This window comes from Rhizobium sp. R634, assembly GCF_002211305.1.
Lineage (GTDB): Bacteria > Pseudomonadota > Alphaproteobacteria > Rhizobiales > Rhizobiaceae > Rhizobium.
On sequence record NZ_LOKW01000029.1, the window covers coordinates 189,553 to 212,464 of the forward strand.

The window sequence follows — 22,912 nt, forward strand, 5'->3', positions numbered from 1 at the left end:
TCCGGCGATCAGAATTCTTCCCAATCACCGGCCAATGCCGTGTTCCCCTGGACCGCCGCGCCGCCCTGGAACGACTTGCCGATCTTCGCGATCATCTGCCGAGCCGGCGAGACGACGGGTTGAGCGTGCTGCGCCGCTGCGGCCGGCTGCGTCATGCGCCTCGATGCTACCGCGCCGCCGATGTTGAACTGGCTGAGCAACTGGAACAGCGCATCGGCTTCCTTGGCAAGGTTATGAGCGGCGGCTGTGGCTTCTTCCACCATGGCGGCGTTCTGCTGCGTGCCCTGATCCATTTTGTTGACGGCGGCATTGATCTCTTTCAAGCCCGTCGCCTGTTCCTGCGAAGCGCCGACGATGGCGCCGACATTGCCGTCGACCTGCTGCACCTGCGTCGCAATCTCCTGCAGGGCCTTTCCGGTCTCGCCGACCAGGGCGACGCCGCTCTTCACGTGGCCGTTCGAAGCGTTGATCAGTTCCTTGATTTCCTTTGCCGCCTTGGCGGAACGCTGCGCCAATTCGCGCACTTCCTGGGCAACGACGGCAAAGCCCTTGCCGGCTTCACCGGCGCGGGCGGCTTCGACGCCGGCATTCAGCGCCAAGAGGTTGGTCTGGAAGGCGATCTCGTCGATCACGCCGATGATGCTGCCGATCTCGGTGGCGGAGGATTCGATCTTGCCCATGGCGTCGACCGCATCGCGAACGACGCTGCCCGAGCGTTCCGCATTGTCCTTGGTCTTGCGAACGAGCTGCCCGGCTTCCTGGGCCCTGTGGCTGGAGTCGGCGACGGTGGTCGTAATCTCTTCCAGGGCAGCGGCGGTTTCCTCGACGGAAGCGGCCTGCTGCTCGGTCCGCTTGGCAAGATCGTCCGAGGCCGACCGGATCTCCTGTGCGCCGGCCGCGATGGCGCTGGCGTTCTGGGAAACCTTCTGCATGGCGGCACGAAGCTTTTCGACAGCGGCGTTGAAATCGGCACGGAGCTTTTCCAGGGACGGAATGAAGGGCGTGTCGATCTGCTGCGTGAGGTCGCCGTCTGCCAGCGCCTGCAAGGCATCGCCGAGCCGGCCGACGGCCTGGTCCGTTTGCTCGGCAAGGGTGCGGCGTTCGTCGGCATCCTGCTCGAGCCGGTGCCGCTCCGCGACAGCCCGCTTGCTTTCCGCATCGGCTTCCCGTTCCGCCTTTGCCGAAATCGCGTCGCGCAAGCCGGCCACGGCGCGCGCAAGCTTACCGATCTCGTCGCCGCGCGCTTCGAGGCGACGATCGCCGTCGAGATTGCCTTCCGCCATCGCCTTCAGCGAAAGCTGGAGTTTTGCCAGCGGGCCGACGATCGTGCGGGATGTAATGGCGGCAGCGATGACGGAAAGAAGAGCTGCGATGCCGAGCGCGGTCAGCGCTATCGGCTTGAAGCCGCTCGCCGTGCTGCGAACCTCGCCGCCGATCGATTTGTTCAGCGCTTCCTGATAGTCGATGAATTTGTTGATGGCGCCGAGCCACTCAACGAAGGCCGGTCGGGCCTGTTCGAGCAGGATCTTGCGGGCCGCTTCGCCGTCGCCCTTCTCCTCCAGCGCGATGATCTCCGCGACCAGAGGATTGGTTTTCGCCTGAATGCCGCCAATCTCGTTCAGTATGGTTTTTTCCTGATCCGTCGCACCTGCCGGAGATGCAACCATGTCGGCCATGCGCTTTTCATTCTCGGCATAAGTGGCCGCCAGCTTTTCGATCAGCGCCACGGCCGCCTTGCGTTCGTCCGCCGAGGTCACCAGGGTCACGTCGCGGATGGCGATCGCCCGATCGTGCACGCTGCCGCGATAGTTGATGGCAAACCGCTGCTTGACGCTGTTGACGTCGTTGATCGTTTCAAGATTGCTGTTGATCTGCGCAACCTCCACCGCCGAATAGATGGTCAGGCCGGCCATCAGCAGAACCAGGAAGCTGAAGCCGAGGGTGAGACGCACCGCGATCCCGAAACTCTTAATGCTGTTCATTGGCACTCTCCATCGTTGGCGAGGTTTGTCAAAAGTGGCTGGGACGCCAGGATCGCTCGTCACATCTCATTCAAGCGTGCGGCCTCGATCCGTACTCCCGAATGCGTCCGGCCGCGGCTCTTCGCGCCGGACATGCCACTTCGCATGCACACTGCGCATTTATCCGGGAGCGGCCAAAGCCGATGCCTCGAGACGCGGAAGCGCGCGTGAAAGTAACACCGTCAATTTCATGCAAGATTTCGGATGCCTGGCCCGCCATCATGGCGTAGGTGACGATCCTGAGAACGTCGTTCCGATATCCTAAAAAATTTAAGGGAATATATTTTAGAGAGTGTAAACGGAGGCTGCCGAGCGCCAATATGCTGCGCTTTTCGTATATTTTATCCGCATTTTTTGGGCGGACGCCACGTGAAAAGAGTATGCCAAGTTGTTTCGCAGAAACGGTCGATATCTGCTGTTGTAGATCCGAAGCTCAACTCTTTCGGTGTCTTGTACTCGGGCAATGATCTGACGCACGACGAACGGAAATTGCGAATCACTTGGGATGCACTGCAGCGGCGTGGACGATGCTTGGCGCCGTCTCTACGTCGCCAACAATTCCGGCCGCAGCCAATGCGCTGCAGCGACCTGACATCCTGTGCTCTTGGCACATTGCCCGCCTGCGGCGTCAGCCACGCAGCAGCGGCAGAAGCCGATCGCCCTGGCGCTTGATCTCGGAGAGGTAAGGCGTATCCGAAAGCACGAAATGCGTGATGCCGAGATCCTGGTATTTGCGCAGCGAGCGGGCGACATCTTCCGCAGAACCGACCAGCCAGGTAGTGCCGGCACCGCCGCCGCCGAATTTGCCCGGCGCGGTATAGAGATTGTCGTCGAGCACGTCGCCGCGCTCATGAAGAGCGAGCAGCCGCTGCTGGCCGACGGCGAGCGCGCGCTGGTGATCGTGCCAGCCGTCACCCTTGCTCTTCGCCATCTCGGCGACCTTCGCCTCGGCGTCGGCCCAGGCCTCATCCGTGGTGTCCCGAACCAGTGTCGTTATCCGCAGCCCGAATTCCAGCGGAGGCAGATCGCGATCGAGCTGCCTGCTCAGCGCTTTCAGGCGGTCGATCCGCTCGCGGACGCCTTCGAGCGGCTCGCCCCAGAAAAGCTGGACATCGGCCTCGGAGGCCGCCACTCTTTCAGCCGCTTCTGAAGCGCCGCCAAAATAGAATTTGGGATGGCGGCGGCTGCCGCGAGCCTCAATGCGCGGGACTACAGTAGAGTCGGCGAGCCGGAAATGATCGCCGGCGAAGGTGACGTTTTCTTCGGTCCACAATCGTCGGACCAGCCGCATGAACTCCCTGGTCCTGCTATAGCGATGCGCCTGGTCGCCCTCGCTGTCACCATAGGCGCCGAGATTGTCCTTGCCCGAGACGATGTTGATCCGCACCCGGCCGCTGCTGAGATGGTCGAGCGTCGCCGCGGCGGAAGCGAAATTCGCCGGCCGCCAATAGCCCGGGCGGATCGCAATCAGCGGCTCGAAGGTCGTGGTCCGCGCCGCGAGCGAAGCCGCGACGGTGAATGTATCTGGCCGGCCCCAGCCAGTGCCGATGAGCGCGCCCTTCCAGCCATGCCCCTCCAGCGCCTTTGCATGGCTGGTCAAGGTATCGAGGCTGTTGTGGTTTTCGACGGCGGAATCGCCGCGATGGCCGGGTCTGACGTCGTTCGGGATATACCAGAGAAATTCGGACGGATTGCTCATGCGACGCTGCAGTTTTCCTTGATTGGGAATGGGAGGCCAGGGAAAGGCCTCCCGAAGATCAGACCGCGGCCTGCGCCTGCTGCGCCCGAAGGGCAAAGCCGTTCGGCGGGCGCCGGAGGCCGAGATTCTCCCGCAGCGTCGTGCCTTCATATTCGTGGCGGAACAGGCCGCGCTTGCGCAGGATCGGAACGACCTGATCGACGAAATCGGTCAGCGCCGTGGGCAGGATCGGCGGCATGATGTTGAAGGCGTCGGCCGCACCATTCTCGAACCATGTCTGCATCGCATCGGCGACCTGCTCAGGTGTGCCGACCACGGTGCGATGGCCGCGCGCGGTGGCGACCGCCAGGTAGAACTGGCGCAAAGTCAGATTGTTGCGTGACACCAGGTCGGAAACCAGCTTGAGGCGGCTCTTGTTGAGTTCCGTATCCTCGGGCAGGGGAGGAGCGAGATCATCCAGCGAGTAGCCGGAAAGATCGACACCCCTGTAGTGGCGGCCAAGGATATTCCAGGCGATTGAGGGATGGACGAGCGACTGAATATACTCGTAGTTCGCCTGGGCTTCCGCTTCCGTCCCGCCGAGGACCGGGAATATGCCGGGACTGATCAGCAGATCGTCCGGCCGCCGCCCGTAGCGGGCGAGCCGCCCCTTGACGTCGGAATAGAATTCCTGCGCATCCTCGAGCGTCTGGTTGGCGGTAAAGATCATTTCAGCCGTGCGGGCGGCCAGCTCGCGCCCTGGTTCCGAAGCGCCCGCCTGCACGATGACCGGATAACCCTGAACGGGGCGACCGACATTGAGCGGACCGGTCACCGAGAAGAACTTGCCCTTGTGATCGACGAGATGCACCTTGTCGGGATCGAGATAGACCCCGCTCTGCTTGTCGCGGATGAAGGCATCGTCCTCGTAGGAATCCCACAGGCCTTTGACCAGATCGACGAATTCCTCGGCCCGCTCATAGCGGTCGGCATGGGCGGGATGACCGGCGACCGAAAAATTCTTCGAGACATCCGCGCCCGTCGTGACGACGTTCCAGGCCGCCCGGCCCTTCGAGATATAATCGAGCGACGCGAAGCGGCGGGCGAGAAGATATGGGTCCTCGTAGGTGGTCGATGCCGTGGCGACGAAGCCGATATGTTCGGTGACCTGCGAGAGGGCGGCCCAGAGGGTCAGGGGCTCGAAATGTGCGCCCTGGGCGGTTCGGCGAACCGCCTCCAGATCCTTGGCACGCTCCCATCCGGCCGGACTGTCGGCAACGAAGACGAGATCGAATTTGCCTTGCTCGGCGGTCCGCGCAAGCTCCCGGTAATGATCGATGTTGAGGCCGGCATCGGCCTGCGCATCCGGATGGCGCCAGGCGGCGATATGATGGCCTGTCGCCATGATGAACGCGCCAAGCCGCATTTGCCTTTTCGATGTGCTCATTGGCTTAAATCCCTCGCTGATTCAGGCTGCCTTGCGGCTGGGGATGTCGACCCCGAGCCGGCGGAGAAGATGGATCCGGAAATCCGCGAAGCGCGGATCGCCATGATCGCGCGGCGTCGGCAGATCGATCTTGAGATCCTCGACGAGACGGCCTTCATCGAGGACCAGGATCCGGTCGGCCAGCGAGATCGCCTCATCGACATCGTGCGTAACCAGCAGCACCGCCGGACGGTGCCGTGCGCAGAGCTCCCGCAGCAGATCGTGCATCTTGAGCCGTGTCAGGGCGTCGAGCGCGCCGAAGGGTTCATCCGCAAGAAGCAGGGCAGGCTCCCGCACCAGGGAGCGGGCAAGCGCAACCCTCTGCTGCTCGCCGCCGGAAAGCTGGTTCGGCCACGCGCTCTCCCGCTCGTTGAGGCCGACTTCCGCCAGGGCTTTCCTTCCTGCTTGTTGACCGGCAGCGCCATGCAGGCCAAGCGTGACGTTCTCGATGACGTTGCGCCATGGCAGCAGGCGGGCGTCCTGGAAGACCACCGAGAGGTTTTCCGGCGTCTCCAGCCTGCCGGTTCCCTCGACTCCGTGATCGAGGCCGGCAAGCGCTCTGAGGAAGGTGCTCTTGCCGGAGCCGCTGCGCCCCAGAAGGGCAACGAATTCGCCTCTCTCAATATCGAGATCCACGCCGTCGAGGATCGTCTTGGCCGCGAACCGGCGGACGAGGCTCCGCACATGCACGGTCTTGGCCTCGGGGATTAATTTGCCAGGGTGCGGCGCCATGAGAGAGCCCTCCGTTCGATGAGGCGGACGAGACCGTCCGAAACGAGGCCGAGCAGCACATAGACCACAAGACCGACGAGAATGACGTCTGTCTGCCCGTAATTGCGGGCGAGATCGATCATGTAGCCGAGCCCGCTGGTGGCGTTGATCTGCTCGACCACGACAAGGGAAACCCAGCAGAGGGTGACGGCAAACCGCAGTCCCAGGAGGAAGCCGGGCAAGGCGCCGGGCAGAACCACCTGAAGGATGAAGTCCTTCTGGCTCATGCGCAGCGTCTCGGCGAGTTCGACATAACGGCTGTCGATACTGCGCAGCGCATTGTGGGTGTGGATGTAGGTCGGCACGGTGACGGCGAGCACGATGGTCGTGACCTTCATGCTCTCGCCGATGCCGAACCATAGGATCAGCAAGGGGATCAGGGCGAGTGTCGGTATGGCCCGCTTGATCTGGACAGGCCCGTCGATGAGGGCTTCGCCGATCCGGGAAAGACCGGCGATCACGGCCAGCACCGTGCCGACCAGCAATCCGATGCCGAGGCCGAGCATGGCCCGCGTCGCCGACGTCACGAAATTATCCTGCAGGCGACCCTGCTCGATGAGCCTGACGAAGGCCTCGGCGACCGTCCACGGCGCCGACAGGATGCGCGGGTCGATCCATCCGAGAGCGGAGCCGGCGACCCAGGCCGAGACCAGCAAGGCCGGCCCGATCTGCAAGCCGAAAGGTATGGCCGGCCCAGGGCCAAGCCTGCGCCGGACGCGAGGGCCGGTCGGTCCGGCAATGGTCGCCGGGCCGGCCGGTTTGGCCGCGCGTGAACTCGAATGCGCAATTCTGCCGGCGGATGGCCGCGATGGTTTCGCCTCATCCGCATCCCAAATGGTTGCCATGCTGTGGATCTCCTCCTGGATGGATGTGGAAAATTACAGGCTCCTCGCCAAAGCCGCGGCGCCGAGCTTTTCGAAGCGATTGTCGAAGATCTGCTCGACGTCGAAAGGTTTGTAGCCAAGCTCGTCCGCCAGCAGGTTGATCGTTTCCTGGTGGCGCTTCTTCACTTCGCTCCAATCGCCGGGCACGATTTGCTCACCGGTCAGCTTGACGAGGTATTCCCCGTCCTCCCGGCTGAGGCCCTGCTGGGCGACGTAGTATCCCTTGATCCAAGGTTCCGGGTTCCGGTTCACCCATTCTGTGGCGCGGGCCCAGAGGCCGACATATTCGGCCAGAGCCGCCGCCTTGGCGGGGTCGTCCAGAACCCATTGCGGCGCATAGAGATGGCTCGGATCGTCCCGCAGCCCATGCTCCAGGAGGGTCGCCCCGTCGGCTCCGTATTGGCCGATGTAACGCCTGATGTAGACGCCGCCGAGCGGTGCGATATCGACCTGTTTGCTCGCCAGGGCCTTGGGATAGACATCGCCGGTGCTCGGCAGCTCGACAAGGGTGACGTCGCCGCTCTTCAGGCCAGCCGAGTGAAGGGCACGCAGGACAAGAGTGCCCTGAGCCTGGCCCGGGCTGAAGGCGATGCGTTTGCCGCGGAAATCCGCAAGAGTTTTAACGTCGACGCCCGGCGCGATGCCGAAGCGGTAGATCGGATTGGCGATCGGGTCGCGGCGTTCGCGATAGGCGATGTTGCGGACAGGCAGGTTGTTCCAGTTGGCGAAGATCGAGGGGATCTCGGCCACCGATCCGACATCGAGCGCATGGGCACGAAATGCTTCCGAGGTCTGCGGCCCGCCGCTGATATTGGCCCATTTCACTTCGAATGTCAGTTCTTTGTCGAGGCCGGAGAACTCGAATGCTTTCTGGGTGACCGGATCGCCGATCGTCAGCACCGTGCCCGGCGGCACCTTGGGAAGGAGCGGCGCGTCCGCCTGGGCAGTAGCCGGATTGTGGATGGCGCCGAACCCAAGCAGACTGAACAATGCGATTTTGAATGTCTTTGCCAATGTCATCGTCGATCTTCCCGTTTGGATTTCTGGTTGCAGGAACGATGCGGGGCAGGATGGGGCATAATCTACTAAATCAGTAGACTATTTCCTCTAATATTGTGGTCGCTGGTGAAAAAATTTCCCGGGAACTCCCGGGGTGGAGGACCTTCGCGTCCGCCGGGCGATCAAGCGCACGGACAAAAAAGACGCCCCGGACATTCGTCCAGGGCGTTTCTGGCAGGTTTTGGTTTAATCGGTTTTGCCGCCGGGATCGGCTACATCAGGCAATTTGCGGCGGGTATTCGCTGGCCGAGAAGACGTGATGGTGCACCTTGCCCGTGAAGAGCTTCAGCAGTTCCCCTGTCACCTCGCGGCTCTCGGAGCGCACATTGGAGCGCAACGCAGTGTCCACCGCCTTCATGTCGGGATAACGAATGGCGAGCGCCATGGCATAGACCGGGGCGCCTTCGTCGCGTTCCATTCCATCAAGCACGCGGACTTCTTCGGCGCCTGGAAATTGAGTCCATAGCGGGACGAGCCGTCGCCTCACGAAATCGCGGAACTCCTCTTCTCGGCCGGGATGGATTTCGCCTTCAAACAAAGCGTAACGAATGATCATAGGTTCTCTTTTCCAAAACTCGCGGAGCTGGATTGATGGTGATGCGGGGGAAGGAGGGCGTATCGGCCGATACGCCCTTGCGAAGGACTTATTTGCCCCAGATTTTCTTGTATTGGTCGCGATAGCCGTTGTCGGGATCGAAGCTGTTCTTCGGTCCACCGTCGAATTCGACATTCGCACTGGTCACGACATGGAGCGGCGACACATAGCCGGACCACGGAGCGCCGGCGAAAGCGCGGTTCAATTCGTCGACGAGCTGCCAGCCCTGGAGATTGAGCGGCTCGGCGACGGTAACGGCCTGGTACTGCTTGGCGCGAATGCGCTGATAGGCGCTTTCCGAACCATCGCCGGCCGCGACGTTCACCGGCTTTCCGTCACCGGCAATGCCGGCCGAGGCGAGCGACGGTCCCATGAAGTCGTAATAGAGGTCGTTGATCGCGAGAGAATGCGTCCACTTGGCGCCATACTTCTGCAGCAGCGACGTGGTCAGCTGCGGCATGCGCTGGGAGGTTTCGGCGATCGGCGTATCGACATATTCGAGCACCGTGCCGCCGAGATCTTCGATCTCCTTCTTCATGCGGTCGGCCTTGGCAATGGCGATGGCATAGGTGGAGTCGGTGAAGATGATGACGCCGGGCTTGCCGCCGGCGTCGGCGAAGGCCCAATCCGCGGCAGACTTCGAGACTTCCATCGCATCGGTGGTGACATTGGCGAACACGCCGACATCGGCAACCGGACCGACGGCCGACGCCGCATGCCAGGAAACCATCGGAATGCCGGCCGCCTTGGCCGCTTCCATCGCCGGCTTCTGCTCGACGGCGTCGAAACCGTTGATGATGATGCCGTCAGGCTTCAGCGCCATGGCCTGGCCGAAAGCCGCGGTCCGCCCACCGATCGAGCCGGCGCCGTCGAGCACCTTGACCGTCCAGCCGAGCGCGCCTGCCGCTTCCTGAACGCCATTGGCCACGCCGAGGATGCCCCCGTTCTTCATATCGCCGGCAAGGACGACGATGTTCTTGCCTTCAGCGCCCTTGGGGCCGCTCGTCGGGCCGTCCCAGGCGCTTACTTTGGAGGCATATTTGTCGACCACGGCCTTGGCGTCGGCCATGGAATCGGCCAATGCCGGCGTGCCGAGCATTAGGACGGCGACGGTTGCGACCGTTGCCTGCAATAAATTCCTGCGCTTCATGTTCACTCCTCTTGTTTATTGTTTTGAAATGCCGGCGAGCCGGCATCCTCATTTGGACGCGGGCGTGATCCTCCTCACGGCCCCGCGCTTGCGCTGGGCGTAGCCTGCTATACCGATGGCGATCAGCAGGGTTACGCCATTGAACAGCGGTTCGACGAAGAACGACCCGCCGAATTGCTGAATTCCCGATATCCCGACCGCCAGGATAATGACGCCGATCAGGGTGCCCCAGACGTTCACCCGGCCCGGCTTGATCGTCGTCGATCCCAGGAATGCGCCGACGAGTGCGGGCAGGAGATATTCGAGGCCGACGCTTGCCTGGCCGATGCGCAGCTTGGAGGCGAGAAGGACGCCCGTCAGAGCCGCGAGCAGGCCGGAGGTGATGAATGCGCCCATCACGAATTTGCGGACCGGGATGCCATTGAGGGCGGCAGCCTTGGGATTGGCGCCGATGGCGTAGAGATAACGGCCGATCGGCAGATATTCGAGAACGATCCACATGCAGATTGCGATCAGGAGAACGTAGAAGCCGGTGATGGGCAGGCCGAAGAGCATGGTGCCGTTCAGCGCATAGAAACCCTCAGGCAGCACGCCGACCACCTGCCGGCCGCCGGTGTGCCAAAGCGCAAGCGCGTAGAGAACCGTTCCGGTGCCGAGCGTGGCGATGAAGCTGTCGATCTTGGCAACCTCGACCAGCAGGCCGTTGATGAAGCCGGTGAGAACGCCGAGCGCCAGCACGATGATGACGGCGACCGGCCAGGGCAGGCCATAGACCGTCTGCAGGCTGATGGCGAGAACGTGCCAGAGCACGATACCGTAACCCACGGTCAGGTCGATGCGGCCCGATGCCATCGGGATCATTGCGGCGAGCGACAGAAGCGCGATGATCGCCTTGTCGGAGACGATCGAGCGGACGTTCAAAACGGTCGGAAACGTATCCGGCAGCATGATCGAGAAGAGCAGGATCAGGCCGAGGGTCAGGATCACCAGCCCGTAAACCGGGATCAGGCGTCCGATCTTCTGGCCGGTGGAAAGGCCGGCCATTTCGCTCTTGGTCGGCTCCAGCGCGGTGGATTCAATGGATTGCATGGCTGTTCTCCCGATGGCTCAAGCGGCTTCCGATGCCGAGGCGGCGGTGATGACCGCCTCCGTCGTCAGGGCGCTTCCAGTCAGTTCGCTGACGATTTTGCCGCGCGAGAAAACCAGCGCGCGGTGGCAGATATGGGCGATTTCCTCGAAATCCGTCGAGACCACGACGACTGCGAGCCCCGCTTCCAGCGCCTGCGTGATCAGGCGGTAGATTTCAGCACGCGCGCCGATGTCGACGCCGGCGGTCGGATCTTCCGCGATCAGCAGCTTACGGCCGGTCGCCAGCCAGCGGCCGACGACCACTTTCTGCTGGTTGCCGCCGGACAAGGCCTCCACCGGCAGATCCGGATCGTTCGGCCTGAGGCCGACGGATTGGCCGATCGCATGGGCGAGGTCGGCTTCGTCGCGCGGAGACAGGAAGGAAAACAGCCCGCGTCCGACGGCGCCAGGATTGATGTATGTGTTTTCCCGAATGGAAAGCGAGAGCGCCACCGACTCTTCCGTCCGGTCGCGGGCGATCAGTCCGATGCCTGATGCCATTGCCCGCAGAGGGCTCGAAAGATCAGGCGCCCTATCATGCAGCAGAACCGTGCCGCCGAACGGCTCGCAGCCGAACAAGGCCCGGCCGATGCGCTCCTGCCCGGCGCCGCGCAATCCGGCAAGACCGAGGAGCTCGCCCTCGCGGATATCGAAGGATATCGGGCTCGTGCCGGCACAGACGAGATCGCGCACCTTGACGATCGCTTTGCCGGGCTTGATCTCGGTCTTGGAAAAGAGACTGTCGCCGCTGCGGCCGATGATCATCGACACCAGTTCGTCGGGGGTGGTTTCGCTGACGGGCTTCTGCCCGACCATGCGCCCGTCGCGCAGGACGGCGACCCGATCGGCGATGCGGAAAATTTCGTCAAGCCGGTGGGAGACGTAGATCATGCCAACGCCGCGCTCCTTCAGGGGGCGGATCGCATCGAACAGCCGGTCGACCTCATCGGCGGGCAGGCTCGCCGTCGGCTCGTCGAGGACGAGAACGTCGGCTTCGACGGCCAGCGCGCGGGCAATGGCGACAAGCGATTTCTCCGTGCGCGACAGCGCCGACACCCGGGTCGTGGGATCGAAATCGCAGCCGACGAGCTTCAAGGCTTCCTTGGCCCGCGCCTGCGTCCTCTTCCAATCGATCAGACCGCTTCGCATCGAGAAGCCCTGCGACAGGCCCATATTCTCGCCAACCGTCATCCATTCGATCAGACCGAGATCCTGGTGGATGAAGGCGACCGGCTGCCGCTCGTTCGGCTTCGGCGGACGATGGTGGTAGCTGTGGCCGCGGAAGAGAATGTCGCCGGCATCCGGCTTGTAGATGCCGGCAAGGGTCTTGATCAGCGTCGATTTCCCGGCGCCGTTTTCGCCGAGCAGCGCAAGGATCTCTCCCTCGCGCAGATCGATCGATACGTCACGCAATGCCTGCGTGCCGCCGAAGCTCTTGGTGATCGATTGGAACTCCAGCAGTCTCTTGGCTTCCACTGTGGCTCCTCCCAAAGCTGCAGCTGTCGTCGTAGAATTATGTTATCGATAACATTCGCGAGTAGTCAAGCGGAAAGTGACAAGCTCGAACACCTCGATGAAGCCGTCAGTCGGCGCGAAGTCCGTCGAGAAGGCGCATCATCTCGGCGGAATCTTTCGGCCCCAGGCCGGCGGCGCAGAGCAGGCGATGGATTTCGACCACCGCGCCCGTCATCGGCAGCGGCGTCTTCGTCTTCAGCGCGAAGGCCTGAAGCGAATCCAGATCCTTCAGCATGTTGTCGATCCTGCCCGTCGGCGAGAAATCGCGGGCGGCGAATTTCGCCATGAATTCCTGCAATATCCGGCTGTCCGCCCTGCCGCCGGCAAGGGCGGCCGGAATTGCCGAGGGATCGACGCCGCCGGCTTCGGCGAGTTTGACCGCTTCCGCGACCGCCTGGAACAGCACGGCACAAAACAGCTGATTGATCAGCTTCGTGGTTTGCCCGGCGCCGGATGCGCCCATCAGCGTGTAATTGGCGGCAAGATGCCGCATCACCACGCGCGCCCGTTCGAAATCTTCCGGGCTGCCGCCGGCCATGATCGTCAGCTTTCCGCCGAGCGCGCCGGGCACGCCGCCGGAAAGCGGGCAATCCACCCACGCCATTCCCGTTTCCTTCCGCAGCCGCGTCGCCATGTCGGCCGTCTCGGCGGGATCGATGGAGGACATGTCGATCAGCAGCTTGTCGGCATTTGCCGCCGCCGCAACACCCTTCTCGCCGAAAACGACGGCGCGGACGATGCTGGCGTGATTGAGACTGAGCACGCAGAATTGCGAAGCCGAGACCGCCGCCTCCACGGAAGCGGCCGCGCGAGCCCCCTTGGCTTCCAGCGCCGCGACCTTTTCTGCATCGAGATCGAAGACGGTGACTTTGTGTCCGGTCTCGATCAGGCGCGTGATAATCGCCGTGCCCATGATGCCCGCACCGACGACGGCGACATCTGCTCTGTAATCATCCCGCATGAAATCCTCCCTTGACTGCAACGCCCCTCAGCTCCTCACAAGCCAGCGCCACCATATCATCCAAAGCCATATCGATCGTCACCGTCACCACACCGGGCTCACCGGTCGGCGGCTCCAGCGTCTGCAGCTGGCTGTCGAGCAGCGACGCCGGCATGAAGTGGCCCTGACGCGCCTGCATCCGCGATAGCAGCAGATCACGCGTCCCCTCCAGGAAAACGAAGGCCAGGCGCCCGTCTGCCGCCTGCCTCAGCCTGTCGCGATAGCTTCTCTTCAGCGCCGAGCACGAAATCACCAATCCCTGCGACGCGTTTTGCGCGGTCTTTATCTCATCGCCGATCCGGTCGAGCCAAGGCAGGCGGTCGGCGTCGGTGAGCGGCATGCCCTCGGCCATCTTCGCGACATTGCGAGCGGGATGGAGCTGGTCGCCTTCCAGAAACGCCAGCCCGTATTGCCCGGCGATACGCTCTCCGACCGAGGATTTGCCGCAGCCGCTCACGCCCATGACGACAATAGCCAGAGGCGGCGCCTTTCTTTCAAGGTCCATCGTCTCGCCTCCCCTAGAGGCAGGTCGTGATGCCGCCGTCGACATAGAGCGTGTGGCCGTTGATGAAGGACGAGCCGCGCCCCGACAGGAAGACGGCAGCGCCGACCAACTCCTCGACATTGCCCCAGCGCCCGGCCGGTGTGCGCTTTTCGAGCCAGGAAGAGAATTCGGGATTGTCGACCAGCGCCTGATTGAGCGGTGTCTTGAAATAACCCGGCGCAATCGCGTTGATCTGCAGGCCGTGCTTGGCCCAATCGGCGCACATGCCGCGCGTCAGATTGCGCACCGCGCCCTTTGTCGCCGTATAGGGGGCGATGCCGGGACGGGCGAGCTCGCTTTGAACGGAGGCGATGTTGATGATCTTGCCCTGACCGCGGGCGATCATGGCCTTGGCCGCCGCCTGGCCGACGTAAAAGACGCTCGAAATATTGGTGGTCAGCAGCAGTTCCCATTTGTCCGCCGGGAAATCCTCCAGCGGCGTGCGAAACTGCATGCCGGCATTGTTGATCAGAATGTCGAGCGGCCCGATATCGGCCTCGACCGCGGCGATCCCTTGCGCCGCGGCGTCCTTGCTGGTCACGTCGAAGATGGCTGCATGGGCTGACAGGCCTTGAGCCTTGAGGCTTTCGACCGCGCGCTGCACGGTCTCGGGCGTGCGGCCGTTGATGACGACCTCGGCGCCATGCTGCGCCAGACCCTCGGCCAGCGCATAGCCGATCCCCTGGCTCGAGCCGGTGATCAGGGCAAGCCGCCCGGTCAGATCAAACAGGTTCTTCATGCAGATAACTCCTCCAGTCTCGCTGCGGGCGACGGCTCATGCTGCCGCGTCCGGGTGAAACTTACTTGACATCCCTTTTTCGGATTATATGTTATCGATAACATAATCAACTGCCAAAATGCGGGATGAGACGGAATGCCTGAAGTAGAAATCTTGATGGCCGGAGCATATCCGGAATGGGACATGGTGGATCTGGAGACGAAGTATCGCATCCATCGCCTGTGGGAAGCGGCCGATCGCCAGGAACTGATCGCAAGGGTCGGCGGCAATATCCGCGCCATCGCGACGCGTGGCGAACTCGGCGCGTCCGCCGAGCTGATGAAGCAATTGCCGAAGCTGGAGATCGTCTCGTGCTACGGTGTCGGCACCGATGCCATCGATCTCTCCTATGCCCGCGCCAACAGCATTCGCGTCACCAATACCCCTGACGTGCTGACCGAAGACGTCGCCGATATCGCCATCGGGCTGCTGCTTGCCACGGCGCGGCAGATTCCGCAGGCCGACACCTTCGTGCGCACCGGCCAGTGGGGCAATGTTCCGATGCCGCTGGTAACGCGCGTCGCCGGCAAGAAGGTCGGGATTGTCGGTATGGGCCGCATCGGCAAGGCGATCGCCAAGCGGGCTGCCGCTTTCGGCTGCGATATTTCCTATTTCACCCGCAACGAACACAAGGACGTCGCCTACGCCTATCAGCCTGATCTGATCGCGCTTGCCGGCTGGGCGGACTTCCTGATCGTCATCGTCCCCGGAGGGGAAGCGACCATGAAGATCATCAACGCGCCCGTGCTGAAGGCACTCGGCCCCAACGGCATGCTGATCAATGTGTCGCGCGGGACGACCGTCGATGAAGAGGCGCTGATCGCCGCGCTTCAAAACCGCACCATTCAGGCCGCAGGCCTTGACGTCTTCCTGAACGAGCCCAAGATCGACGCGCGCTTCCTGACGCTGCCGAATGTCGTGCTGCAGCCCCATCACGGCTCCGGCACCATCGAGACCCGCAAGGCCATGGGCCAGCTGGTCCGAGACAATCTCGCCGCGCATTTTGCAGGGCGCGCGCTCCCAACTCCTGTCGTGTGAGGTCCGATATGAAAGCCATCGTCATTCATGCCGCCAAGGATCTCAGGGTCGAGGAGCGCGAGCCGGAGATTGCGGGCGCGGGGCAGGTGGAGATATCAATCGAAGCCGGCGGCATCTGCGGTTCCGACCTGCATTATTACAATCATGGCGGCTTCGGCACCGTTCGCCTGCGCGAACCGATGATCCTCGGCCACGAGATCGCCGGCACAGTCAAGGCGCTGGGCGCCGGTGTGAGCGACCTTACTGTCGGAGACCGCGTGGCGGTGTCCCCGAGCCGGCCGTGCAACCAATGCCAATATTGCTTGAAGGGCCAGCAGAACCATTGCCTCAACATGCGCTTTTACGGCAGCGCCATGCCGATGCCGCATATTCAGGGCGGCTTTCGCCAGCGGTTGGTGGCGGAGCGGTGGCAATGCCACAAGGTCGCTGAGGGCATCTCGATTCATGAGGCCGCTTTCGCCGAACCCTTCGCGGTGACGCTGCATGCGGCAAGCCGCGCCGGATCGCTGCTGGGCAAGCGGGTGCTCGTCACCGGCTGCGGCCCGATCGGCATGCTGGCGATCGTTGCGGCGCGCGTTCTCGGCGCCCGCGAGATCGTCGCGACCGACGTGACCGACAGCGTTCTCGCCATCGCCCGCACCAGCGGCGCGGATCGCACGATCAACGTCGCCACCAATGCTGCCGACCTTGCGGCCTACGGCGCCGACAAGGGATATTTCGACGTCATGTTCGAGGCATCAGGCAACGAAAGGGCGGTGCGCGCCGGCCTGGAGGTGCTGAGGCCCCGCGCCGTTCTCGTGCAGCTCGGCCTTGGCGGCGACGTCTCCATTCCGCAAAACATGATCGTCGCCAAGGAAATCGAGATGCGCGGGACATTCCGTTTCCACGAGGAATTCGCGCTTGCCGTCGAACTGATCAATGCGCGCCGTGTCGATCTGAAACCGCTGCTGACAGGTGTCTTCGGGATCGACGAGGCCGTCGCCGCTTTCGAACTGGCAAGCGACCGCAGCAAGTCCATGAAGGTGCAGATCGCCTTCTGACGGCGTCGCCGGCTATGTGCCGCCGCGGTTCGTGCTTTCGCGTAAGACCACCTTGTAGCCTGTCAATGTGATCTCATCGCCCATCGAGCCGCCGCCATGCACTGCATCCAGCAGGCGCACGGCGGCCTGCTGGCCGATGCCGTAACAGTCGACATTGATGGTGGTGATGCTGGGATGACAGATCGACGAGATCTCGTAATCGCCGAAGCCGGCAATGGCGATATCTACAGGCACGTTCATTCCCCTGCGCTTGCATTCCATGATCGCGCCGAAGGCGGAAAGGTCGGAGACGCAGAGAACGACTTCGGTGTCTGGCCAGCGCTCCAGGAGGCTGACGACCGCCTGGCCGCCCTGTTCCATGGTGATCGGCGGCACGCCGAAGGAAATCACCCGGCCAGGCCCCAGGCCGAGTTCCTCGACCGTCTTCAGGAAACCGCTTCGCCGCTGGCTGCCGCGCGTATCGCGCGCCGTCGTTCCGCCGATATAGCCGAACCTGCGATAGCCCTGGTTCGCCAGCGCCCGCACCAGCAGGGACATCGCCTCGCTGTTGGAAAAGCCGACGACGTGGTTGATCGGCTCTTCCGGAATCTCCCAGGTCTCGACCACCGGAATGCCGGCCTTATCGAGCATGCGCCGGGCGCGGTCCGTGTGCGAACCGCCGGTGAGGATGATGCCTTCGGGGCGCCGGCGCAGCATCGCCTCGATCAGTCTTTCCTCTTTCTCCGCCGAATAATCGGTATAGCCGAGCAGAAGCTGAAGGCCGGTATTCTCCAACGCGTCGGTGATGCCCCGCGCAGTATCGGAGAAATTCGAATTGTTGATCGAGGGCACGAGGGCGGCGATGAAGCCGCTGCGCCTCGAGGAAAGACTGCCGGCGGAGAGATCGAGCACGTAACCCAGCGCATCGACGGCTTCCATGATGCGCTTCCGGGTTTCTTCGGAAACGCTCGCATCCTGCCGGAAGGCGCGTGAGACGGTCATGGCCGATACGCCGACATATTTGGCGACCTCAGCCATCGTCAGCTTCTGGGCGTCAGCTGCCTTGACACGTTTGTCTTTTGGCTCATCCTCGTTTTTCACTGGGCTCCGCTTTCAAAACAGCTTCCGAGTTGGGCAACTCAGGACACGATAAAGTTATCGCTATCATCGCACAATCGATATTATTGCAGGAATGCAGCCTTCCACAATTGGTCGGCCCCTGTACGATGGCTGCAAAACAGGACAGAATGGTAGCGATAACAATCCGGAAAAGGGAGCATCATGTTCGGCGAAATTGAGGGTACGGGGTTCGAGGTTCTCGATCCGCGCTTTGAAAGCTGTTTCGTCGGCCATGCGCGCGTCGAGCGGCTGTGGACAGGCGGCCGCTGGCTGGAGGGACCGGCCTGGTTTGCCGCCGGACGTTATCTGGTTTTCTCGGATATCCCGAACAACCGGATGATGCGCTACGACGATACCAGCGGACATACATCGATCTTCCGCTCGCCCAGCAACAATTGCAACGGCAACACGGTCGACAATCAGGGCCGGCTCGTCACCTGCGAGCATCTGACACGCCGCGTCACCCGGACGGAGTTTAACGGCAAGATTAGTGTGCTGGCCGACAGGGTTGCCGGCAAACGGCTCAATTCGCCGAACGACGTCACCGTCAAATCCGATGGCACCATCTGGTTCACCGATCCGAGCTACGGCATTCTCCACGACTATGAGGGCGATTACGGCGACGAGGAAATCGGCGGATGCCATGTCTACCGGCACGATCCGGCGACAGGTGCGACCGGTCGGATGACCGCCGATTTCGTCAAACCGAACGGCCTGGCTTTCTCGCCTGACGAAACGATGCTCTATGTTGCCGATACCGGAGGAACGCATCAACCCGGCGGTCCGCGCCATATACGAAAGCTCGCCGTGTCCGATGACGGCAAGCTCACCGATCTCGGCGTTTTCGCCGAATGCACCGCAGGCTTTTTCGACGGTTTTCGCGTCGACCGGAAGGGCCGGATATGGACGAGCGCCGGCGACGGCGTCCACTGCTATGATCCGGATGGCACCTTGCTCGGCAAGATCCACATTCCCGAGATCGTCTCCAACGTGGCCTTCGGCGGAGAGAAATTGAACCGCCTCTTCATCACCGCAACCACGTCGCTCTACGCCGTCTATCTCACGGCCAACGGCTCGAGACTGGGATAATCGCTGAGCCGCCTGTCGGGCGGCCTCGGTTTGTTGACAAACTCTCCTCCGTCATGCTCGGCCTTGTGCCGAGCATCTGACCACAATAATTTTTCGACAGAAAACCGTTTATTTTCAGCTACTTGATTGGAAGGGCGTAGATCCTCGGCACAAGGCCGAGGATGACGTCGCGGGTTTTGCAGAGGTTTGCCCGCAAGCCTGAGGCCGCCTTTTCAGGCGGCCTGCGTTTTACCAGCGCATGCGCGTTTCTTCTCTATTGCTGGCTGAGGCTGTCCGCCAAACGAACGAGGCCGAGAAAGTCGGATCTGTAGCCGAAGGGATCGGTCCCCCGCGATGCCGCAGCGAGATCGACAATCGCCTGATAGGAATAGGCATCGAGGGCGGGAACGCGGCTCAGTTTCTGGCCGAAGGCGGCAACGGCGACCGAGAAGCGGACGTCCTGCGGCGCGGCGTCGGCGCTGGCGACCGTGTTGGCGTCGCCGACGGGCGTGGTGATGAGGGCGCTCTTGTTTTCGCCCGGCCGCTTGTAGCGCATCTTGACGAAGGCAAGCTCGCCCTGATGCGCGCTATCGGACGTCTCGGCCGGCGCCTTGCTGGCCGCGCCGTAACGCAGGTCGTCATTCATGACCGCGGGGCTTCCCTTCGGCGTGATCTCATAGATTGCCGTGACGCTGTGGCCGGAACCGATATCGCCGGCATCGACACGGTCATTGTTGAAATCCTCACGCTTGAGGGCGCGCGTCTCATAACCGATCAGCCGGTATTCGGCGATCCGTTGCGGGTTGAACTCGACCTGGAATTTGACGTCCTTGGCGATCGGAAACAGCGTCGATCCGGCTTCTTCGACCAGTGTCTTCTGCGCCTCCGCCAGGGTGTCGATATAGGCGGCGCTGCCATTGCCGTTCTGTGCGAGCGTCTGCATCAGGGAATCGTTGAGATTGCCGCGCCCGAAACCGAGAACGGTGAGGAAGATGCCGTCCTTGCGTTTCTCCTCAACGATGCGCTTCAGATCCTCGTCGCTCGACGGGCCGACATTGAAGTCGCCGTCCGTCGCCAGCATCACCCGGTTGACGCCGTCCTTGACGAAGGCCTTTTTGGCAAGATCGTAGGCCGCCTCGATACCCTCGGCGCCGCCGGTCGAGCCTCCAGCCTCCAGCCTGTCGATTGCCGAGAGGATCTTCGATTTCTCCACCACCCGCGTCGGCTCGAGCACCGTGCCGGCATTGCCGGCATAAGTGACGATCGACACGGTGTCGTCGGCCTTCAGCCTGTTGACCAGCAGCCGGAAGGCGCTCTTCAGCAGCGGCAGCTTGTCCGGTTCGTCCATCGAGCCCGAGACGTCGATCAGAAAGACGAGATTGGCGTGCGGCGCGGTCGCCGGCGCGATGTCATAGCCCTTGATCGCCACATGCATCAGTTCCGTGTCGTGATTCCACGGCGTCGGCATCACCGTCACCGTCGCCTTGAAGGGCTGGTCGGCATTCTCGGGACGCGGCCAGTCGTAAGGGAAATAATTGATCATTTCCTCGACGCGCACCGATTGCGGATCGGGCATCGCCCCGCCGGTCAGCGACCGGCGGACGAAGGAGTAGGAGGCGCTGTCGACATCGGCGGAGAAGGTCGAGACCGGATCGGTCGCGACACTCTTGATCGGATTTGCCGCAGCATTGGCAAAACGCTCGCGATTGGGATCGAGCTGGATCTGGACACGTCCGCCCGCCGGCGGGACAGGCGAGGGGGCGACGGCCATCGGTTCGGCCAATTGCTGCTGAGGGGCGCCAGGAGCAGCCGGCATGGCGGAACTTTTCGACCTGTTCGTCAGACCGGCAATCTCGCCGGCATCGAATTCAGCACGCAGCTCCGCAGCCGACTTTGCAGCCTGCGGCTGCTTGTCCTGCAAAACTTGAGCGCTATCAGCCGCCGACGATTGCGCCGGACGATTCTCTTCGGTCGGCGCTTCGGAAAGCTTCGGCGCGGGCGCGACGGGTTCGGCCGGCCGGCCAGTCGGTTTCGGCATTTCATTTTTCGAAAGAGTACCGGCGACCCTTTCCTGATCGACGATCGGTTGGTTGCGGGTCAGCTCGAAGGTGAGATAACCGGCGGCGGGAATGACGAGCAGCGTCGCGAGGGCTGAACCGGCGAGGAATTTCTTATTCACAGCAGGGCTCCATATCCAGTTGATGATGGAGCTTGGACGCCAGCCCTGCGCATTTCCTTGGGCTGTGGCTGCATTATTTTCGGCTTCGTCGAAGGCCTGCATCGCCGCGGCAAGGGCGCGCGAGCGCGCTTCCGGATCGGCGTCCGGCGGTGTCAGGTGGGAGAGCTTTTCGAGTTCCTTGTCCAAGATCATACCTCTTCCTTGCCGAGCATGGCCTTCAGCCTCTTGCGCGCTTCGTGCACTTGCCAGGAGACGGTCGTTTCCGAGCAGCCCATGACGTCGGCGGCGGCGGAATGGCTGAGGCCCTCGCCATAGACGAGCAGCACGGCGTCGCATTGCCTTTCCGGCAAAGCGCGCACCGCCGCCCATAATTCGCTCGACATCTCGTCATCGTTTCCGCCTGGCGGATCCTGCTGCGGTTCGGCGGCATAGGCGCGGAATGTCTGCTCCTCCCGCGCACGCTTGCGCCTATGGTCGCGGGCGGCATTGAGCGTCAGCGTATAGAGCCACGTCCTGAAGCGGCTGGCGCCGCGAAAGCCGCGAATGGCGGCACCGAGCTTGACGCAGACCTCCTGGGCGATGTCATCCGCATCGGTGGAACTGCCCGACCACCGCCACGCCGTCGCATGGACGAAATCATAATGGCGCGAGACCAGTTGACCAAAGGCCTCCCGGTCACCGCGCTGCGCCCGTTCTATGAGCTCCGCATCCAATGCGCACCTACCCCCAAGCTATCAAGCAAGATGCTATTTCGGGATTGAGACGTTTCTCCGATGGCGTTCCTTGGGTCGACAGCAAAAAAATTTTTGTTCGAACACCGGCAATATCTCCGGCGCGGCTTAAAAATAATGAAGCATCACGACATCCACGAGTCGCGGCCAGACAGATCGCCTCCGTCCCGAAGGCGCATGATGCGGGCAGAGTCGGCCAAGGGCATGGATCTGCATGTCCCAAATCGAAAGGACCTTCCATGTCCGCTCCATCGCCTGCCCCTACCGAAAAAGGCATCCTGCAGTTTCTCGAAATTTGCGATAGCTTTTATCCCACTCATGCCGTCGAAGCCTCCGTCGAGCAGCAGCGAAACTGGTACGACGCCCTCTGCGCGCGCTTCGATCGCCCGCTGCCTCCCGACATGATCTTTGCCGATGGCATGGTCCAGCGTATCCCGATCCGGCGCTATCGTCCGCGGAAAATCAGCACGCGCAGCATTCTTCTTTATCTTCACGGCGGCGGCTTCGTCGTCGGTTCGCTGGAGAGCCACCATGCGATCTGCGCCGAGATCGCCGATGCTGCCGGCGCGGAACTCGTTTCGGTCGATTACCGGCTGGCCCCCGAATATCGCTGGCCGGCGCAGACGGATGACGGTTTCGCCGTGCTGAAACATCTGCTTGCCGCCAGCAACAAAGTCGTCCTGATCGGCGACAGCGCCGGCGGCAACCTTGCGGCGGGTCTTGTCCTGCGGGCACACGACGAGGAACTGTCGGGCATCGTCGGCCAGGTCCTGATCTATCCGGTGCTCGGTGGGGATCTCGATGCCGGCTCCTATGTCGAAATGGCCGAGGCCCCCGGCCTGACGACGGCTGATGTCGCCTATTACCGCCAGATCCTGCAAGCGCCGACAGGCAATCCCATCGCCGAACCGCTCAGTGCCTCATCGCTTGCCGGGCTCCCCCCGGCCTTCATCACGGTCGCACATTTCGATCCGCTCCGCGACGACGGCCGGCATTATGCCGCCCGGCTCGTGGAAGCGGGCGTCGAAGTAGGGTTCCGGGAGGAACCGCAAATGGTGCATGCCTGGCTGCGCGCCCGCCACATGAGCGATGGCGCACGTGACGGCTTTCGCGCCGTCTGCGAGGCGGTCAGGCGTTTCGCGGCCTGAC

At 62.6% G+C, this 22,912-nt stretch carries 20 protein-coding genes; 4 read left to right on the forward strand and 16 right to left on the reverse strand.

The annotated features are described in order from the left end of the window. Positions 1–8 precede the first annotated feature (8 nt). The 13 genes from ATY77_RS31810 to ATY77_RS31870 form a co-directional block, all read right to left on the reverse strand. A complete protein-coding gene (locus ATY77_RS31810; RefSeq protein ID WP_088690385.1) occupies positions 9–1,982 on the reverse strand; it encodes a methyl-accepting chemotaxis protein in 1,974 nt (657 codons plus the stop codon). Positions 1,983–2,649: 667 nt separating this feature from the next. Beyond that, positions 2,650–3,720: an LLM class flavin-dependent oxidoreductase gene (locus tag ATY77_RS31815; RefSeq protein WP_088690386.1), complete on the reverse strand. Its 1,071-nt coding sequence runs from the start codon at positions 3,718–3,720 to the stop codon at positions 2,650–2,652. A gap of 58 nt (positions 3,721–3,778) precedes the next feature. Further along, positions 3,779–5,146, reverse strand: coding sequence for an LLM class flavin-dependent oxidoreductase (locus tag ATY77_RS31820; RefSeq protein WP_088690387.1), 1,368 nt, complete (start codon positions 5,144–5,146; stop codon positions 3,779–3,781). Positions 5,147–5,167: 21 nt separating this feature from the next. Next, on the reverse strand, positions 5,168–5,917 hold the full coding sequence (locus tag ATY77_RS31825) for an ABC transporter ATP-binding protein (protein WP_088690388.1): 750 nt from the start codon (positions 5,915–5,917) through the stop codon (positions 5,168–5,170). Beyond that, positions 5,893–6,801 (reverse strand): ABC transporter permease, encoded by a 909-nt coding sequence (locus tag ATY77_RS31830; protein ID WP_088690389.1) that lies wholly within the window; start codon positions 6,799–6,801, stop codon positions 5,893–5,895. The genes ATY77_RS31825 and ATY77_RS31830 overlap by 25 nt, the downstream gene beginning before the upstream one ends. A 33-nt stretch (positions 6,802–6,834) precedes the next feature. Beyond that, a complete protein-coding gene (locus tag ATY77_RS31835; protein ID WP_088690390.1) occupies positions 6,835–7,860 on the reverse strand; it encodes an ABC transporter substrate-binding protein in 1,026 nt (341 codons plus the stop codon). Between the two features lie 256 nt (positions 7,861–8,116). Then, the gene (locus tag ATY77_RS31840) at positions 8,117–8,455 is read right to left on the reverse strand and encodes a hypothetical protein (RefSeq protein WP_088673909.1); all 339 of its coding nucleotides are present in this window, start codon (positions 8,453–8,455) and stop codon (positions 8,117–8,119) included. Between the two features lie 88 nt (positions 8,456–8,543). Next, a complete protein-coding gene (locus ATY77_RS31845) occupies positions 8,544–9,644 on the reverse strand; it encodes a substrate-binding domain-containing protein (protein WP_088690391.1) in 1,101 nt (366 codons plus the stop codon). Between the two features lie 48 nt (positions 9,645–9,692). Then, on the reverse strand, positions 9,693–10,733 hold the full coding sequence (locus tag ATY77_RS31850) for an ABC transporter permease (protein ID WP_088673907.1): 1,041 nt from the start codon (positions 10,731–10,733) through the stop codon (positions 9,693–9,695). A gap of 18 nt (positions 10,734–10,751) precedes the next feature. Next, the gene (locus ATY77_RS31855; protein ID WP_088690392.1) at positions 10,752–12,248 is read right to left on the reverse strand and encodes a sugar ABC transporter ATP-binding protein; all 1,497 of its coding nucleotides are present in this window, start codon (positions 12,246–12,248) and stop codon (positions 10,752–10,754) included. 106 nt (positions 12,249–12,354) lie between these two features. Beyond that, positions 12,355–13,248 (reverse strand): NAD(P)-dependent oxidoreductase, encoded by an 894-nt coding sequence (locus ATY77_RS31860; protein WP_088690393.1) that lies wholly within the window; start codon positions 13,246–13,248, stop codon positions 12,355–12,357. After that, positions 13,238–13,792, reverse strand: a complete 555-nt coding sequence (locus ATY77_RS31865; protein ID WP_088673904.1) for a gluconokinase — start codon at positions 13,790–13,792, stop codon at positions 13,238–13,240. The genes ATY77_RS31860 and ATY77_RS31865 overlap by 11 nt, the downstream gene beginning before the upstream one ends. Positions 13,793–13,805: 13 nt before the next feature. Further along, on the reverse strand, positions 13,806–14,570 hold the full coding sequence (locus ATY77_RS31870; RefSeq protein WP_088690394.1) for an SDR family oxidoreductase: 765 nt from the start codon (positions 14,568–14,570) through the stop codon (positions 13,806–13,808). A gap of 135 nt (positions 14,571–14,705) precedes the next feature. Between ATY77_RS31870 and ATY77_RS31875 the strand changes: the two genes are divergently transcribed. Together ATY77_RS31875 and ATY77_RS31880 are read left to right on the forward strand one after the other, a co-directional pair. After that, on the forward strand, positions 14,706–15,647 hold the full coding sequence (locus tag ATY77_RS31875; protein ID WP_088690395.1) for a 2-hydroxyacid dehydrogenase: 942 nt from the start codon (positions 14,706–14,708) through the stop codon (positions 15,645–15,647). A gap of 8 nt (positions 15,648–15,655) precedes the next feature. Further along, the gene (locus ATY77_RS31880) at positions 15,656–16,687 is read left to right on the forward strand and encodes an L-idonate 5-dehydrogenase (protein WP_088690396.1); all 1,032 of its coding nucleotides are present in this window, start codon (positions 15,656–15,658) and stop codon (positions 16,685–16,687) included. A 12-nt stretch (positions 16,688–16,699) separates the two neighbouring features. Here ATY77_RS31880 and ATY77_RS31885 read toward each other — a convergent pair whose 3' ends face one another. Continuing rightward, positions 16,700–17,767, reverse strand: coding sequence for a LacI family DNA-binding transcriptional regulator (locus ATY77_RS31885; protein WP_088690397.1), 1,068 nt, complete (start codon positions 17,765–17,767; stop codon positions 16,700–16,702). Positions 17,768–17,947: 180 nt separating this feature from the next. On the opposite strand from ATY77_RS31885, the gene ATY77_RS31890 reads away from it, so the two are divergent. Then, positions 17,948–18,874 (forward strand): SMP-30/gluconolactonase/LRE family protein, encoded by a 927-nt coding sequence (locus tag ATY77_RS31890; RefSeq protein WP_088690398.1) that lies wholly within the window; start codon positions 17,948–17,950, stop codon positions 18,872–18,874. A 253-nt stretch (positions 18,875–19,127) separates the two neighbouring features. On the opposite strand, the gene ATY77_RS31895 is transcribed toward ATY77_RS31890, so the two are convergent. Both ATY77_RS31895 and ATY77_RS31900 read right to left on the reverse strand, forming a co-directional pair. Next, positions 19,128–21,224, reverse strand: a complete 2,097-nt coding sequence (locus ATY77_RS31895) for a VWA domain-containing protein (protein WP_088690399.1) — start codon at positions 21,222–21,224, stop codon at positions 19,128–19,130. Then, a complete protein-coding gene (locus tag ATY77_RS31900; protein WP_088690400.1) occupies positions 21,221–21,745 on the reverse strand; it encodes an RNA polymerase sigma factor in 525 nt (174 codons plus the stop codon). Before ATY77_RS31900 ends, ATY77_RS31895 begins: the two co-directional genes overlap by 4 nt. A gap of 257 nt (positions 21,746–22,002) precedes the next feature. On the opposite strand from ATY77_RS31900, the gene ATY77_RS31905 reads away from it, so the two are divergent. Then, the gene (locus ATY77_RS31905) at positions 22,003–22,911 is read left to right on the forward strand and encodes an alpha/beta hydrolase (RefSeq protein ID WP_088690401.1); all 909 of its coding nucleotides are present in this window, start codon (positions 22,003–22,005) and stop codon (positions 22,909–22,911) included. Position 22,912 lies beyond the last annotated feature (1 nt).

Coding starts and splice junctions, on each gene's coding strand:
- ATY77_RS31880 (WP_088690396.1), top strand. CDS start 15,656: ATGAAAGCCATCGTCATTCATGCCGCCAAGGATCTCAGGGTCGAGGAG.
- ATY77_RS31835 (WP_088690390.1), bottom strand. CDS start 7,860: ATGACATTGGCAAAGACATTCAAAATCGCATTGTTCAGTCTGCTTGGG.
- ATY77_RS31875 (WP_088690395.1), top strand. CDS start 14,706: ATGCCTGAAGTAGAAATCTTGATGGCCGGAGCATATCCGGAATGGGAC.
- ATY77_RS31845 (WP_088690391.1), bottom strand. CDS start 9,644: ATGAAGCGCAGGAATTTATTGCAGGCAACGGTCGCAACCGTCGCCGTC.
- ATY77_RS31830 (WP_088690389.1), bottom strand. CDS start 6,801: ATGGCAACCATTTGGGATGCGGATGAGGCGAAACCATCGCGGCCATCC.
- ATY77_RS31895 (WP_088690399.1), bottom strand. CDS start 21,224: ATGATCTTGGACAAGGAACTCGAAAAGCTCTCCCACCTGACACCGCCG.
- ATY77_RS31825 (WP_088690388.1), bottom strand. CDS start 5,917: ATGGCGCCGCACCCTGGCAAATTAATCCCCGAGGCCAAGACCGTGCAT.
- ATY77_RS31860 (WP_088690393.1), bottom strand. CDS start 13,248: ATGCGGGATGATTACAGAGCAGATGTCGCCGTCGTCGGTGCGGGCATC.
- ATY77_RS31815 (WP_088690386.1), bottom strand. CDS start 3,720: ATGAGCAATCCGTCCGAATTTCTCTGGTATATCCCGAACGACGTCAGA.
- ATY77_RS31890 (WP_088690398.1), top strand. CDS start 17,948: ATGTTCGGCGAAATTGAGGGTACGGGGTTCGAGGTTCTCGATCCGCGC.
- ATY77_RS31820 (WP_088690387.1), bottom strand. CDS start 5,146: ATGAGCACATCGAAAAGGCAAATGCGGCTTGGCGCGTTCATCATGGCG.
- ATY77_RS31810 (WP_088690385.1), bottom strand. CDS start 1,982: ATGAACAGCATTAAGAGTTTCGGGATCGCGGTGCGTCTCACCCTCGGC.
- ATY77_RS31850 (WP_088673907.1), bottom strand. CDS start 10,733: ATGCAATCCATTGAATCCACCGCGCTGGAGCCGACCAAGAGCGAAATG.
- ATY77_RS31840 (WP_088673909.1), bottom strand. CDS start 8,455: ATGATCATTCGTTACGCTTTGTTTGAAGGCGAAATCCATCCCGGCCGA.
- ATY77_RS31865 (WP_088673904.1), bottom strand. CDS start 13,792: ATGGACCTTGAAAGAAAGGCGCCGCCTCTGGCTATTGTCGTCATGGGC.
- ATY77_RS31870 (WP_088690394.1), bottom strand. CDS start 14,570: ATGAAGAACCTGTTTGATCTGACCGGGCGGCTTGCCCTGATCACCGGC.
- ATY77_RS31905 (WP_088690401.1), top strand. CDS start 22,003: ATGTCCGCTCCATCGCCTGCCCCTACCGAAAAAGGCATCCTGCAGTTT.